15 protein-coding genes are annotated in these 14,662 nt (G+C 32.3%); 12 read left to right on the top strand and 3 right to left on the bottom strand.

All coding sequences use genetic code 11. From position 1 onward, the window contains the following. Nucleotides 1-41: 41 nt before the first annotated feature. On the bottom strand, nucleotides 42-1,457 hold the full coding sequence (locus ACYQ39_RS06455; protein WP_459841290.1) for an aminotransferase class V-fold PLP-dependent enzyme: 1,416 nt from the start codon (nucleotides 1,455-1,457) through the stop codon (nucleotides 42-44). A gap of 124 nt (nucleotides 1,458-1,581) precedes the next feature. On the opposite strand from ACYQ39_RS06455, the gene ACYQ39_RS06450 reads away from it, so the two are divergent. Further along, complete coding sequence (locus ACYQ39_RS06450; protein WP_459841288.1) at nucleotides 1,582-1,770, top strand: ferredoxin; 189 nt, start codon at nucleotides 1,582-1,584, stop codon at nucleotides 1,768-1,770. A 39-nt stretch (nucleotides 1,771-1,809) separates the two neighbouring features. Here the strand turns inward: ACYQ39_RS06450 and ACYQ39_RS06445 are convergent, their stop codons facing one another. Next, complete coding sequence (locus tag ACYQ39_RS06445; protein ID WP_459841286.1) at nucleotides 1,810-2,979, bottom strand: SEC-C metal-binding domain-containing protein; 1,170 nt, start codon at nucleotides 2,977-2,979, stop codon at nucleotides 1,810-1,812. 510 nt (nucleotides 2,980-3,489) lie between these two features. Here ACYQ39_RS06445 and queG point away from each other — a divergent pair. Then, complete coding sequence (gene queG, locus ACYQ39_RS06440; RefSeq protein WP_459841284.1) at nucleotides 3,490-4,623, top strand: tRNA epoxyqueuosine(34) reductase QueG; 1,134 nt, start codon at nucleotides 3,490-3,492, stop codon at nucleotides 4,621-4,623. On the opposite strand, the gene ACYQ39_RS06435 is transcribed toward queG, so the two are convergent. Then, the gene (locus ACYQ39_RS06435; protein WP_459841282.1) at nucleotides 4,601-4,897 is read right to left on the bottom strand and encodes a hypothetical protein; all 297 of its coding nucleotides are present in this window, start codon (nucleotides 4,895-4,897) and stop codon (nucleotides 4,601-4,603) included. The genes queG and ACYQ39_RS06435 overlap by 23 nt on opposite strands. 260 nt (nucleotides 4,898-5,157) lie before the next feature. Between ACYQ39_RS06435 and ACYQ39_RS06430 the strand changes: the two genes are divergently transcribed. The 10 genes from ACYQ39_RS06430 (at nucleotide 5,158) to ACYQ39_RS06385 (ending at nucleotide 14,629) form a co-directional block, all read left to right on the top strand. Continuing rightward, complete coding sequence (locus ACYQ39_RS06430) at nucleotides 5,158-5,820, top strand: alpha/beta fold hydrolase (RefSeq protein WP_459841280.1); 663 nt, start codon at nucleotides 5,158-5,160, stop codon at nucleotides 5,818-5,820. Next, nucleotides 5,810-6,583: a malonyl-ACP O-methyltransferase BioC gene (gene bioC / locus ACYQ39_RS06425; protein WP_459841278.1), complete on the top strand. Its 774-nt coding sequence runs from the start codon at nucleotides 5,810-5,812 to the stop codon at nucleotides 6,581-6,583. Before ACYQ39_RS06430 ends, bioC begins: the two co-directional genes overlap by 11 nt. A 15-nt stretch (nucleotides 6,584-6,598) precedes the next feature. Continuing rightward, nucleotides 6,599-7,567 (top strand): biotin synthase BioB, encoded by a 969-nt coding sequence (gene bioB, locus ACYQ39_RS06420; protein WP_459841276.1) that lies wholly within the window; start codon nucleotides 6,599-6,601, stop codon nucleotides 7,565-7,567. A gap of 112 nt (nucleotides 7,568-7,679) precedes the next feature. Continuing rightward, entirely contained in the window at nucleotides 7,680-8,522 is an 843-nt protein-coding gene (locus ACYQ39_RS06415) for a 6-carboxyhexanoate--CoA ligase (protein WP_459841275.1), read from the top strand. Next, nucleotides 8,522-9,688 carry an 8-amino-7-oxononanoate synthase gene (bioF, locus tag ACYQ39_RS06410; RefSeq protein WP_459841273.1) on the top strand — a complete coding sequence of 389 codons (1,167 nt, stop codon included), beginning with the start codon at nucleotides 8,522-8,524 and terminating at the stop codon, nucleotides 9,686-9,688. Before ACYQ39_RS06415 ends, bioF begins: the two co-directional genes overlap by 1 nt. A 38-nt stretch (nucleotides 9,689-9,726) precedes the next feature. Then, nucleotides 9,727-10,446 (top strand): dethiobiotin synthase, encoded by a 720-nt coding sequence (gene bioD / locus ACYQ39_RS06405; RefSeq protein WP_459841271.1) that lies wholly within the window; start codon nucleotides 9,727-9,729, stop codon nucleotides 10,444-10,446. 471 nt (nucleotides 10,447-10,917) lie between these two features. Further along, nucleotides 10,918-12,276, top strand: coding sequence for an adenosylmethionine--8-amino-7-oxononanoate transaminase (bioA, locus tag ACYQ39_RS06400; RefSeq protein ID WP_459841270.1), 1,359 nt, complete (start codon nucleotides 10,918-10,920; stop codon nucleotides 12,274-12,276). A 200-nt stretch (nucleotides 12,277-12,476) separates the two neighbouring features. Further along, nucleotides 12,477-12,995, top strand: coding sequence for a nitroreductase family protein (locus ACYQ39_RS06395; protein WP_459841268.1), 519 nt, complete (start codon nucleotides 12,477-12,479; stop codon nucleotides 12,993-12,995). 163 nt (nucleotides 12,996-13,158) lie between these two features. Next, nucleotides 13,159-13,350 (top strand): 4-oxalocrotonate tautomerase DmpI, encoded by a 192-nt coding sequence (gene dmpI, locus ACYQ39_RS06390; RefSeq protein WP_459841267.1) that lies wholly within the window; start codon nucleotides 13,159-13,161, stop codon nucleotides 13,348-13,350. 172 nt (nucleotides 13,351-13,522) lie between these two features. After that, nucleotides 13,523-14,629 carry a DUF362 domain-containing protein gene (locus ACYQ39_RS06385; protein ID WP_459841265.1) on the top strand — a complete coding sequence of 369 codons (1,107 nt, stop codon included), beginning with the start codon at nucleotides 13,523-13,525 and terminating at the stop codon, nucleotides 14,627-14,629. Nucleotides 14,630-14,662: the final 33 nt, after the last annotated feature.

Below are 14,662 nucleotides of genomic sequence, written 5' to 3'. Positions count from 1 at the left end.
ATATTAATTTTAAAATGAAAGTAATTATTATACTTTGTAGTTTACAGTCTGAAGTATTTATTATAGTTAAAATTATTTTTAGGTCTGTATTCTCCAGTTGATGAGTTGAAATTATAGTTAGTTTCTAAATCGATTCCTTTTTTTTGTTTGTTAATAATTGATTCAATTACTTTAATTAGCCTGTTTACTTCAGCTTGATTATTATAACAACCAAAACTGATTCTAACTAATCCGGGATAATAAGAATAATCATCCTGACTAATTTTTCTCTTTAGATGTTTAACTTCTTCTGGGCTTAGGTCTAAGAGAAAATGAAGATAAGGATGAGCACAGAAACAACCATTTCTAACTCCAATCCCAGCTTCATTGGCTAAGATAGCAGCTACTAAGGTATGAGGAATTGATTTGATATTAAAAGGAATAACACCAACTTGTTTTTTAACAGAATCAGTCTTCATATCTCCATAGAGTTCAACTTCTTTTAGTTGTTTTAGCTGGTGGAGAGTATAGTTAAGAAGTTTAGTTTCATGTTTAATTATCCTTTCAAAACCTATCTTTTCTAAAAAGTTAATACTAGCTCCTAAAGCTACAGCTCCGATTATATTAGGTGTTCCTGCTTCTTCTTTGTCTGGTAAGTTGGCCCAAGTTGTATCATTTAGAGTGACTGCTTTAATAGTCCCTCCCCCACTATAGTCTGGGCTCTGCTCTAAGAAGTCTTCTTTAGGGCCAACTAGAACTCCAGTTCCAAAGGGAGCATACATTTTATGGGCGGAAAAAGCTAGGTAATCAATATGCTCTGGGTCATTATCAGGTTTCATATCTATTAGACGATGAGGTATAAGCTGAGCAGCATCGACTAACAACTTACAGTTATATTTATGGACTAGACGGGCTATTTTATGTATAGGATTTATGTAACCTGTAACATTAGAAGCCCCGCTAATAGTTACCAGTTTGACTTTATCGTGATGTTCTTCTAATTTATCTCTCAAATCTGTTAAATCCAGTCTTCCTGATTTATCTAATTTGGTATAGAGAAGATTTGCTTTATCTCTCCAAGGTAGAATATTAGAGTGATGCTCCATTAAAGTAGTAACTATAATATCATCTTGGTTTAAATTTAGACTAGAGGCCAACTTATTGATTGCCTCAGTAGTGTTCTTAACAAAAATAATAGTATTTTCCTCTTTATTTGCTCCTACAAACTCAGCTACTTTATTATGTACCTCTTCATATATCTCAGTTGCTACTTGTGACTTAAATCCAGCTCCTCGATGAACGTTAGAATACCAGTTTAAAAAAGTCCTTACCTTATAATAAACTGCTTTAAAACTAGGAGTGCTGGCAGCATTATCAAAATTTATATAGTTTGCATATCCTCCTGTAATTAAAGGAACTTTAGTATTTAAACCAACTATTTCTTTTCTAATTGAAGAATTAAATGAACTTTTAAACATAGTCTATCTACCTCCTTATTGTGCTTACTTTTAATGTATGATATTGCTCTAGTTATTGTGTAATAGTTGAATAAATAATTAAAGATTGGCAATACTAAACATGGATAAAAAAGGAGGTAATAGTATGAAAGTTGAAGTTGATAAGGGTGCATGTATTAGTTGTGGGCTATGTGTTAATAGTGTAGGAGAAGTATTTAGTTGGGATGATAATGAGAAAGCAGTAGCTATTGATGATGAAGTACCTAATAATTTAGAGGCAGATGCTACTGCAGCAGTAGAAGGATGTCCAACTGATGCTATAAAAGAAGTTTAAGTTAAAAAAAGGTACCCTAGGGTACCTTTTTTTATTAATCTATAATTCAATTTGTAATTCTTTACTAATGGTTTTATACTTTCTAGCTACTGTTGAAGAACTAACATCATATCTATTACCAACATCACCTTGGGTTAAATTATTATCAGCTAAGCGATTGATTAGATATTCTACTCCAGCTCCCCAGCTTTCAGCGTTGCCTCGTACTGAGTCAGCTACTTGATTAAACTTACGCCATAGACTAAGACCGATATTAACTTCGACATGATTAAATTTATCTGCCATAGTTTTAGCTATTACTTCTTCAGTTTCATCTGTCGGTTCTAAATTGTCTGTTTGTAAGTTAAGTTCTTCTTTAATTTCAACTAATGAATTATGTAAGTCAGCATTTTCTTCTACTTCATCAGTTACAGAATCAGTTTCTACATCAATACCAAGGTAATCTTGTAGTAATTCAATAATCTGTTGGTCATAATTATTATCATTATTCTGTCTTAACTTTAGTTGTTGAATTTTACTTGGAATTAAAGAGATAAATAAACTATAATCTTGTAAGAAATCTTCTAGTTTTGAACTATTATTCTCTTTTTCGTAGGCTGCTAATAAATAGTTAACAATATTTATAATCTGTTCTTTAAAATCATTAACTACTTTACCTAAAGTACCTACAATTTGGTATTCATTATTGATTTTAGCTACTCGAGTGAAGATGATATCATCTTCATTAGCCATATCAACTAGAACTTCTGTTTTAGCAACTTTCAATTCCTTATCTTTTAGTAAGTCTTCTAAATGATAAGTAGTTTCAGCTACCTCTTTAACTTCATAAACTCCTAGGTTTAGGTCGACTAATTCATTTAAAACTTTCTTCTCTCTACGACGTAGTCCATTTTCTGATCTGTCAGCAAATAACTGGATTAAGGTCTTATCTTCTTTAACAACATTATCGAATAACATAATATTAGTTAAGTTAGCTGCTTCGCCTTGGGCCAACTCTCGGTTGCGACCGTAACTCATTAGTTTCCGATAATCCTTTTTTAAATCTCTAGTTTCTCTTTTGAATTTTTTAGAGAAATTTATTGCTTTTCTGATTACTTTTTGTTTAGCATTATTATAGAGTCGTTGTGTCGTCTCCTCAGGCAAGCAACATTTTTTGTACTTTTGTCCACTACCACAAGGGCAGGGCTCATTTCTACCTACTTTAGACATACTTTTTCCCTCCATCTATCGTATTATAGCAAAGTTATTTTATCATAATCAATTTAGTTTGTCTAAATTTTTGGGATTTTGTTAAAATAATTTGTTAAATAATTAGATTATTTAGTGGATTTATTTTTATTAGTAGAATATTATTGATATAGTGTGTCACTTTATAATTGACAATTGAAAATTGAGGATTGATAGTTAAAATCAAAAGCAATTAAGATCTAAAGATTTTGAATTTAATAGAAAAACAATGCAACCTTTTTATTAGAAATAGCTGTTAATATATGAATTAAAATTATTGAGCATGATTTAGTAATATTTTAATGATAGAAAGCATAACTTGTTTTTCTAAAAAAATTTTTAATTACTTTTATTTTTTGATAAAAGTAATTTGGAAGAAGGCTAATAAACCGTTCCGAAATAGCTTTTGAAATTAAACTTTTTAAACTACTTTTGTAATTAAGACTAGATAGTAAAGTTATTTTACTTAATAAATGAGAAAGGAGTTAACAGATGAATTTATCTACTGAAATTAAGGATTATGCATCTCAAATAGGAATAGATGTAGTAGGAATTACAACTGCTGATGCTTTTGTTGAGTTAAGAGACTTTTTATCACAATTAAAAGAAGAGGGGTTATTATCAAAGTTTATAAAGAATGATTTAGAATTAATTACTGATCCTAAGCAAGTATTAGGAGAAGCTAAATCAGTAATAGTCTGTGCTATTTCTTATCAGGTGGCTGATGGTCATATAGCCGAAAGTAGAGAAAAAGCAGCAAAAGAGTTAAGAGGTAAGTTATCTAGATTTGCTTGGGGCCAAGATTATCATCATATATTAGGTGACAGATTAGATAAACTAGTGCAGTTTTTACAGAAGAGAGAAGAGGATTTAAAAGCAGAAGCTTTTGTTGATACTGGGCCAACTATAGATAGAGCTTTAGCTAGAAGGGCTGGTATTGGTTGGCAGGGTAAGAACTGTAGTATCATTAATGCAGATTATGGGTCTTGGATCTTTATAGGGGGTATTATTACCAATATAGAGTTGGAAGCTGATCAACCTATAGAAGATAGATGTGGTAAATGTAGAAGATGCTTAGAAGCTTGTCCTACTAATGCTCTAACAGATCCTTATACTTTAGATAGTAGAAAATGTTTAGGTTACCTTACTCTCAAGCGTGGTTATATAGATCCAGATAATCGTAAGAAATTCGATACTAGATTATGGGGCTGTGATACTTGTCAAGAAGTCTGCCCTCATAACCAAGAAGTAGAGATTGGAGATCATAAAGAATTTAGACCCCAAAAGTTGGCTGCTTATCCTAAAGTACCAGAATTATTAAGCTTGACTAAAAGTGAGTATAGAGATAAGTTCGGGCCAACTCCTATGAACTGGAGAGGTAAGAGGCCTATTCAACGTAATGCAGCTATTATCTTAGGTAATTTAGGTGATAAGAAAGCAATTCCTTATTTAGTCGAAACCTTAGAGGATCCAAAACCAATTGTACGTGCTCATGCTGCTTGGGCTTTAGCAGAGATTGGTGATGATAGTATAGTAGATGATTTAAGGAAGATGTTAGCCAAAGAAAGAGATAAAGAAGTCAAAAAAGAGATTAAAGCAGCCCTTAATCGACTGCAGAAGAATTAGTACTTTTTTTGGGTTCTTCAACAATTACTTTATAGCCTTTTTCTATAATTAGAATTATTTTTTGGCGTCCTAAGGCATTAAGCCAATATTCTACCTTATTTATCTTTCTGTTGAGATAATCTGTTATAGAATTAGGCTTTATTTCAATTTTAGCTCCCTTTCTTTTCAAATCCATAATATCTTCAATGATTTTAGCTTTTGATATTTTGAAATCAAAGTTTTGATTATCTAAGATCATATCTTTGCTATAATAGGTTGTTGGTATTCCTTCCATAAATTTTCCTCCTCCTTCTTCTTTCTTACTAACAATTATAGCAGTTAATTTTGATGAAAGTATGATGAATGCATAATTTTTTATTAATTTTTTTGATTAAAAGATAAACTTTATATCAATATTACTTTAGTAACAAAATAATTGTTAACTTATAAAATGAAAAGTTGACAATAATCATAGCTTGTTATACAATTTAAACTGAAATTAATTGTAAACCTTAGTATTTATTCGTTTGCATAATAGAAATAAGGGGGTAGCTCATGAAACTTGTAGTATTATTTCCTGGTTGGGGAACTCCTAAAGATTTATATAAAAAAATAGATTTTATAGAGTATAAGACTCTATTTGTTGATTTTTTTGATTTAGATAGATTGAAACAGGAGATTAACAAAAGAAATCCTAAGAAGGTTGTTTTTGTAGGCTGGTCTTTAGGAGCTATGATGGCCCTAAAGTATTTTAAATCCTTTAATGTTGATAAACTTATACTTTTAGCACCAACTCTTAATTTTTTAGATAACCAACCACGAATAATAGTAGAAAAGATGATGAGAAATCTCAAGCGAAATAAATTAAAGACTCTATTGAATTTTAGTAGACTTAATTTTTATGATGTTAGTAACTTTAGAACTTATATAGAGGACTATAAAGAGCAATTAACAGAATTAGACATAGATTATTTAGAGACAGGATTAAACTTTTTACTAAAGGAAGACTTAAATGATATAGAAGAAACTGAAACCATAACACCTCTTATGATAATTTCTAATAGTGACCAGATAATAAAAAATTCAAGTTCAAAGCAGATATTAAATAAATTTAATAATTATTATTTTTATGAGTTGGAGGAAGTAGGACATAATCTAATTTACGAAACGCCAGATAGGGTAAATAAATTAATAAGGGGTTATTTATATGATAGATAAGGAACTGGTTAAAAATAATTTTTCAAAAGCTGCTAATAGTTATGAAGAGTATGCTATTGTACAAAAGCATATGGCTTTAAAGTTAAGAAACTGGTTAAATGCTGAAGAAAAGCTAGCTGATATATTAGAGGTTGGAGTTGGAACTGGAGTTTTTACAGAACTTTTAGTCAATAGTTTTTCTAATAGTAATTATCTATTGATAGATATTTCACCTGAGATGATTAAAAGAAGTAAAGAAAAATTTAAAGATCAGCAGAATATTGATTATTTAATTACAGATGCTGAAGAGTTAGATTTAGAGAGAAAATTTGATCTAATAACTTCTAATGCTACTTTTCAATGGTTTCAAGATCTAAAAAAAGCTGTTAAGAATTTTAAAGATAGTTTAAAGCAGCAAGGGAAAATATACTTTTCCACTTTTGGAGCCAGAAATTTTCATGAATTAAGGTCTTGTTTATATGAAATCTCACCAAAGTATAATTATTCACAAGAATTTTATAGTAAAGATGACTTGAAAGAACTATTAAGTCAAGAGTTTAAAGAAGTTTATATAGAAGAAGAAGAGTATATTGAAGAGTTTAATCGAGTAAGAGATTTTTTAAAAGCAACGAAAAAAATTGGGGCCAACAGTGCTAAAGAAGATAAACCGACTATGACTCCAGGTTTATTAAAGAAATTAGAACATAAATATAGAGATGAATTTAGCAAAGAAGGACAGATAGTTGTAACTCATCATTTATTATTTGTAAGATTGAAAAAGTAGAAATGGGGGAGTATTATGTTAACTGAGTTAAAGAAAAAAGTATTATCAGGTGAAAAGATTACTAAAGAAGAGGCGATAAAGTTAGTTGACTTAGAGGCAGGTAGAACAATGGAGTTATTAGCAGCAGCCAATCAGATTAAGAATCAGTTTATTGGTAAGAAAGTAGATTTATGTTCAATTGTAAATGCTAAATCAGGAAGCTGTTCAGAAGACTGTACCTTCTGTGCTCAATCTACTCATTATGATACAGGAGTCAGTAGTTATGATTTATTGGATAGAGAAGAGATTTTAGCTAGGGCCAAAGAAATAGAAGATAGTGGAGCAGAGCACTTTGGCATTGTAACTAGTGGTCGAGGAGTAGTTAGTGACCAAGAATTTGAGCAGATTTTAGAGACTATGAAGACAATTAAGGAAGAAACAGAGTTAGAAGTCTGTGCTTCTTTAGGAACTTTAGATCAAGAACGGGCTGAAAAATTATCAGGCATAGGTTTAAAGAGATATAATCATAATTTAGAAACTTCTAAAAGTCATTTTCCTGAGATCTGTACTACACATAGTTATGAAGATAGAGTTAAAACTGTTAAGTTCTTAAAGGATAGAGATATAGAGGTCTGTTGTGGTGGAATTATAGGATTAGGTGAAGACTTTGCAGATCGAGTAGAATTAGCTTTTACTTTACGAGAATTAGATGTTGATTCAGTACCAATTAATATCTTAAATCCAGTAGCAGGAACTCCTGTAGAAAGTAATGAATCTGTACCACCAATGGAGGTTCTAAAGACAGCGGCTATTTTTAGATTTATTCTACCTACTAAGGTAATTAAGTTATGTGGTGGCAGGGAAGATAACTTACGTGATTTACAATCTTTAAGTCTGTTATCAGGAATCAATGGATTATTAACTGGTAACTATTTAACTACTGAAGGTAGAGCTGTAGAAGAAGATATTCAGATGATTCATGATCTAGGATTGAGTGAAGAATAATACTTGTTAATATCAGCTGTCCCAGGACTTATCTTTACTGCTATAGTATCTTATCCTCTAGTAGTTACCTTAAAAATGGTTATTAGTCAAGTGGATGAGGAGGTAGTTGTTTATGTCGCCTAAACTCTTTAGCTTGCGAATGAGGGCAGCTCAGGGAGGAAGCCATCAAGAAGATGGAAGACATATTTCTGGTGCAGAAAGAATTATTACTGAATCAGAGATAGATAAGCAAGTAAATAAACTAATTAAACGAGCTAGAACCCATACGCAAGGTAGTGTAGATTATATAAATTTAACCTTAGAATCATTAAATGCAAGAGATATTATTGAGATGCCAGCATTGCCGATTACTACAATAGATGTTAATGACTATAAAAGAGGAAGAGAAGAAGTTAAGAAATTATTAATTGAATTAAGGATTAATAGAAGCATAGTAACTAAAGCGTCAAAACGATTAGCAGAAGGTGCTAATCCAGATGGAGATAATATGCGCGGGGCTATTATAATGGATGTGGATACAGGAGAAAGATTAGAGCCTGATCAATATCGTGGCCTACGAGCTAGTAAAATGGATTATACTAGAGAGGCTAAAGATAGATTAACTAATCTATTGAGTCAAAATAGCCTTAACCGAAGTCATTTGCCAGAGGCTTTAGCTCTAGCTACTAAAGTTGTTTCCCATTCAGATATAGTAGCTGAATTATGTTGGTCTGATGATCCTAATTATACAGCTGGCTATGTAGCTAGCAAAGAATTTGGTTATTGTCGATTTCCTTATCTTAAGCCTAGTGGTTTAGATAAAGGAGGGCGTATTTTTTTCTCAAGATTGTCAACCGATTTAGAAAAGTTGATAACATACTTAGAAGAAAGACCAGTTTTAATTAATAACCTAGATGAGAGAATAGTTAGTTATAATTCAGTAGCTAGCTTTTTAAGGGCTAGAGGTGATAGTTAATGAAAGATTGGGTTGGAGAATTAGATAGATTAAAAGAAGTAGGCTTATATCGAGAGTTGAGCGTTTTAGAAGATGCCCAAGCCCCGCAAACAATAGTTGATGGTCAAGAAATAATTATGTTAGCTTCAAATAATTATTTAGGGTTATCAGTAAATCCTAAAGTAAAGGATGAAGTTATTAAAATTGTAGAGGACTATGGAACAAGCTCAGGAGGTTCTAGATTAACTACTGGTAATTATGACTTACACCAAGAGTTAGAAGAAAAACTGGCTAATTTTAAGAAATCTGAAGCAGCGATAGTCTTTAATACAGGTTATATGACTAATTTAGGTGTGTTAACTACAGTAGTTGGTGATGAAGATTTAATCATTAGTGATGAATTAAATCATGCTAGTATTATTGATGCTTGTCGGTTAAGTAAAGCTGAAGTAGCTATTTATCAACATGCCAATCTAGATGATTTAAGAGCTAAATTAGAAGCAGGACAGAACTATAACCGAAGATTGATTGTGACAGATGGTGTCTTTAGTATGGATGGAGATCTAGCTCCTTTACCAGCAATTGTAGAGTTGGCCCAAGAGTATAATGCTCTAGTAATGGTTGATGATGCTCATGGGACTGGTGTGTTAGGTGAAAATGGTGCTGGTAGCAGTCAATATTTTAATTTACAAGATGAGGTAGATATTCAGGTAGGTACTTTAAGTAAAGCTTTAGCTGCTGAAGGTGGTTTTGTAGCAGGGAGCCAAGAGTTAATTGATCTCTTATGTAATAAAGCTAGATCATTTATCTATTCGACAGCTCTAGCTCCAGGAACAATAGCAGCTAGTTTAGCATCTTTGCAGTATTTACAAGATAATCCTCAAGTTTTAGAACGATTATGGAGAAATATTAAATTATTAAAGACTGGTTTACAGGATTTAGGATATCAATTATTACCTAGCAATAGTGCAATTATTCCTATTATGATTGGCGATGAAGAAGAAACCATGAAGTTAAGTCGTAGCTTATTGGAAGAGGGGATATTGGCCCCAGGTATTAGACCGCCAACAGTTCCAGAAGGGACTAGTAGAATTAGAGTAACAGTAATGGCCAATCATCAAGTTCAAGATTTAGAAAGATCTTTAACTTCTTTTTCTAAGGCAGGTAAGGAGTTAGACCTGATTTAGTTTCAATAAGATAATGAATTTATTCTGGAGGTGTAATAGTGAGTAGAGGAATTTTTATTACAGGAACAGATACTGATATAGGTAAGACAGTAGTTACTACTGGTTTGACTGCTGCTTTACGTCAACAGGGTTATGATTTAGGAGTAATGAAACCATTTCAAAGTGGAGCCATTGAAGAAGATAATAAGTTGTTAGCTCCTGATATTGAATTTGTACTAGAACATATATCTTTAGAGGCCGATTATGATCTAATGAATCCAATTAGATTAAAACATCCTTTAGCTCCTAGTGTAGCAGCTAAAGAAGAAGACGTGAAGATAGACCTCAAGCAAGTTACGTCAGCTTATCAGCAGTTACAAAGAAAGTATCAAGGTTTAGTTGTTGAAGGGGCTGGCGGATTAATGGTTCCTTTAGCTGAAGAATTTTTAATCCCTGATCTAGTTAAAATGCTAGATTTACCAGTTGTTATAGTAGCTAGACCTAATTTAGGAACGATTAATCATACAGTCCTCACAGTCAAGTTGGCCCGTCAGTTAGGTTTAGATGTATTAGGAGTAATTATTAATGGCTATCCAGAAGAAACTGGAGTTGTAGAAGAGACAAATCCAGATATAATTTCAGAGTTAGCAGAAGTTCCTATCTTAGGCATTGTACCTTACATAGATGATTTAGAAGAAGTGGATTTAGGTGAGGTAATTGCAGACAGTGTAGACTTAGAAGAGATAATTGACAATGTAGAATTGACAATTGATAATTAAAGTTAAAAAGCTATTTCGGAAAGGCTTATCAGCCTTCCTTCCGAATTACTTTTGTTTAAAAACAAAAGTAATCAAAAGTTTTTTTAGGAGAAATAAAACTCACTTATAGCTAATTGGAATAGGTTAAAAAATATTATATTATATTAAAGCATTTATAGATTTTTAAATAAATATTCATACTTTATAATCGATTCGTTCAAACAATATTTCTCTAAGGTTCAAAACATAAAAAGATCATATCATCTTTGATAATAACTAGACAGCAGGAAGATTTCTGGTTACTAAGTTTCTGCGGAGATTAAACTGTTTTGTGGTTTTGAATTTGCTCATAGCACACAGCACACGACTCACTATTGTGTCAATATTGTTTAACTTTAGAATGAGAATTAATTGATAGAAAGTTGATTTTAGAAGTTCAACTGTAAATTGTACATTCTCAATTGTTAATAAAAAAACAAGGGGTGGTTTAATATGGCAGAAGAAATGTCTTTAATAGAAAAAGATAAAGAATATGTCTGGCATCCTTTTACTCAGATGAAAGAATGGGTTGAAAAAGATGAACAGTTGATTATTGAACGAGGTGAAGGAATAAAGTTATATGATACTGAGGGTAATGAGTATTATGATGGTGTTTCTTCTATCTGGCTTAATGTTCATGGTCATCAAAAAGAAGAATTAGATCAAGCTATTAAGGATCAGTTAGGTAAGATAGCCCATTCTACCATGTTAGGTTTAGCTAATGAGCCAGCTACAAATTTAGCAGAGAAGTTAGTTGAGATTAGTCTGCAAGGCTTAAATAAAGTCTTTTATTCAGATAGTGGTTCTACAGCAGTAGAGATTGGACTTAAGATGGCTTTTCAATACTGGCAACAACTTGAGAAGGATTTTGGCCCGAAGGATAAATTTATTACATTAACTAATGCTTATCATGGTGATACTATTGGTTCAGTCAGTGTAGGAGGTATTGATTTATTCCATGAAATTTATAAGCCAATGTTATTTAATAGCTTAAAGACGCCTTCTCCTTATTGTTACCGTTGTCCTTTTGATGAAGAAAAAGAAGAATGTAATTTCACTTGTATTAAAGAGTTAGAGAAGATGATGCAAGAACATCATCAGGAAGTAGCAGCTTTAATTATTGAGCCATTAATGCAAGGTGCTGGAGGAATGATTGCAGCTCCTGAAGGTTATTTAGCTAAAGTTAGAGAGTTATGTGATGAATATAATGTATTGATGATTGCTGATGAGGTTGCTGTTGGATTTGGTCGTACAGGAAAGATGTTTGCTTGTGAGCATGAAGATGTTAGACCAGATATTATGTCTGTAGCTAAAGGTATTAGTGGTGGATACTTACCTATCTCTGCTACCTTAACAACAGATGAGATCTATGATGCATTTTATGATGATTATGAAACCCAAAAGACATTTTTCCATGGCCATTCCTATACTGGAAATCCATTAGCAGCAGCAGTTTCAGTAACTAATTTAGAGTTGTTTGAAGAAGAAGATATTTTAGGACAGATGCCGCCTAAGATTGAATCAGTAACAGATAAGTTAGATGAGTTTGAAGAGTTAGAGCATGTAGGAGATATTCGTCAACAAGGTTTAATGGTTGGTATCGAGTTAGTAGAGGATAAAGAGACTAAAGAACCTTATCCTTGGCAAGAAAAAATAGGAGTTCAAGTCTGTATGAAAGCTAGAGATAAAGGTATGATTATTCGGCCATTAGGTAACGTAGTAGTTTTTATGCCTCCACTATGTAGTACTCAAGATGAACTTATAGAGATGTTAGATATAATTTATGGATGTATTGCAGAAATAACCGAATAATAAAGTGTAGTTAAACGCTTTTTCTAGTCCTTAAATTTAAGTCTAGAAAAAGCGTTTTTTTATTAGTAGTATTTTTTATTAGAATTATTAAAAAATATGGTTATAGATATTCTAGTAATTGACTTGCCATTAATCCTAAATTATGTTAATCTTTAATTAGAGATTGATTAGACATCTAATTAAATTAAAGGAGGTATAAGATGAGTATTATTTTTGAGCGAAGAAGTATTCGTAGTTATACTTCAGAGCCAGTCTCTGAAGAAGAGATAGAGTATTTATTACAAGCAGGAATGGCTGCTCCGTCAGCTATGAATCAACAACCATGGGAGTTTGTAGTAATTGATGATAGAGAAATCTTAGATCAAATTCCAGAGTTTCATAATTATGCTCAGATGGTTAAGGAAGCTCCAGTGGTAATTGCTGTCTGCGGTAACAAAGAAGATTTAAAGGCAGATAATCTAGAAGTAGCGAATGATTATATGGTACAGGATTGTTCTGCTGCTACTCAAAATATTTTATTAGCTGCTCAAGAAAAAGGGTTAGGTTCTGTCTGGTTAGGCGTTTATCCTAGGGAAGAAAGAAGAAATAATGTACAGCAATTATTAAACTTACCAGATAAGGTTGTGCCTATTTCTCTAATAGTTGTTGGGTATACTAATGAAGAGAAGGAAGCTAATGATAGATATTTAGAAGAGAAAGTACATAGAAATCAGTTTTAAGTTATGAGTTGTGAGTGTGAGTTATGAGTAATGGGTGTGAATAGTAAATTATTAAGGAGATTATGTAAAGTTTTATAGATGATTTATTGGTAATTTGTTATGTTAGATTTTGATTTCACTCACACTAATTATTGACATTATAAATAAAACTGGAGGGATTTAGATGCCAATTATTAATATTGATGGGCCAAAGTTAAATAAGGAACAGAAGAAGGAGTTAGTTAAGAGGTTTACTGAAGTAGCTAGTGAAGTAACAGAAATTCCTGAGCAAGCTTTTGTAGTTGAAATTAATGAAATGCCAGCTGAGAATGTTGGAGTTGGAGGAAAATTATTATCTGAACGAGAAGATAAGTAACTAGAGTTAAATATTCAGGATTAAGGTAGAGATTGAGGTTAAGGAAGAACATAGTAACCTCTTTTAATCTAATAGTTTATGAGTTCCTCGACCTTAACCTCAATCTAAAAAACCACTTTATATCAATTTAGTTACTTAAAGAATATTTAAACTATAAAAGGGGGAACAAGTAATGGCTAGTGACGTTTATTATTCAAATATGAGAACTAATAACCAACAGAATAATTTAGTCAATAAACTATCAAAATTATTTAAAAAAGCAGGATTTGATGAAATGGTTGATGAGGATGATCTATGGGCTATTAAGATGCACTTTGGTGAAAAAGGTGGTAATGCCTTTATCCGGCCAATGTTTGCTCGTAGAATGGTAGAAGAGATTAAAAGGCAACAGGGAAAACCATTTCTAACTGATGCAAATACTTTATACTCTGGAGCTCGATCTAATTCTGTTGATCATTTAAATACAGCTATTGCTAATGGTTTTGGTTATTCTACAGTATTAGCACCATTAGTAATTGCTGATGGAATGCATGGTAAAAACTTTGCAGAGATTGAGATAGAAGGAGATCATTTTGATTCTGTTAAGATAGGTGCTGAAGCTATTCGAGCTGATGGTATGATCAGCATGGCCCACTTTAAAGGACATGAATTGACTGGATTTGGTGGAGCTATTAAGAATGTAGGAATGGGTCTAGGTAGCCGTAGTGGTAAGCAGATGATGCATGCTACAGTAGAACCTGAAGTAACTATTGAAGACTGTATTGCTTGTGGTAAGTGTGAAGAATGGTGTAACCATGATGCAATCTTAGTAGAAGAAGTAAGTGAGATTGATTTAGAAGACTGTGTTGGTTGTGGTGAATGTTTAGTTAGCTGTCCAACTGATGCTATTTCTACTCAGTGGGATGAAGCTCCAGTAGCTGTTCAGGAACGGATGGCTGAATTTACTTTAGGTGCTGTTAAAGGTAAAGAGGATAAAATGGGATATGTGAACTTTGTAATGGATGTCTCTCCACTTTGTGACTGTACTCCTTGGTCTGATCAACCAATTGTTGGTGATATAGGAATTTTAGCTTCAAAAGATCCTGTTGCTTTAGATCAAGCTTGTGCTGATTTAGTCAATCAACAACCAGGTAATAAAAATAGTGCTTTAAAGTCTAATTATGAGCCAGGTGAAGATAAATTTAGAGGTGTCCACCCTAATGTAGATTGGGAAGCCCAATTAGCTCATGGTGAGAAGATTAGTTTAGGAAGTAGAGAATATAATTTAATTGAAGTCTAGGTTGAGGCTAAGGTTAAGGAATAGATAAATCAT

This window comes from Halanaerocella petrolearia, assembly GCF_054657875.1.
The sequence above is the reverse complement of the archived record's forward strand: the minus strand, read 5'-3'. Positions and strand labels throughout refer to the sequence as shown.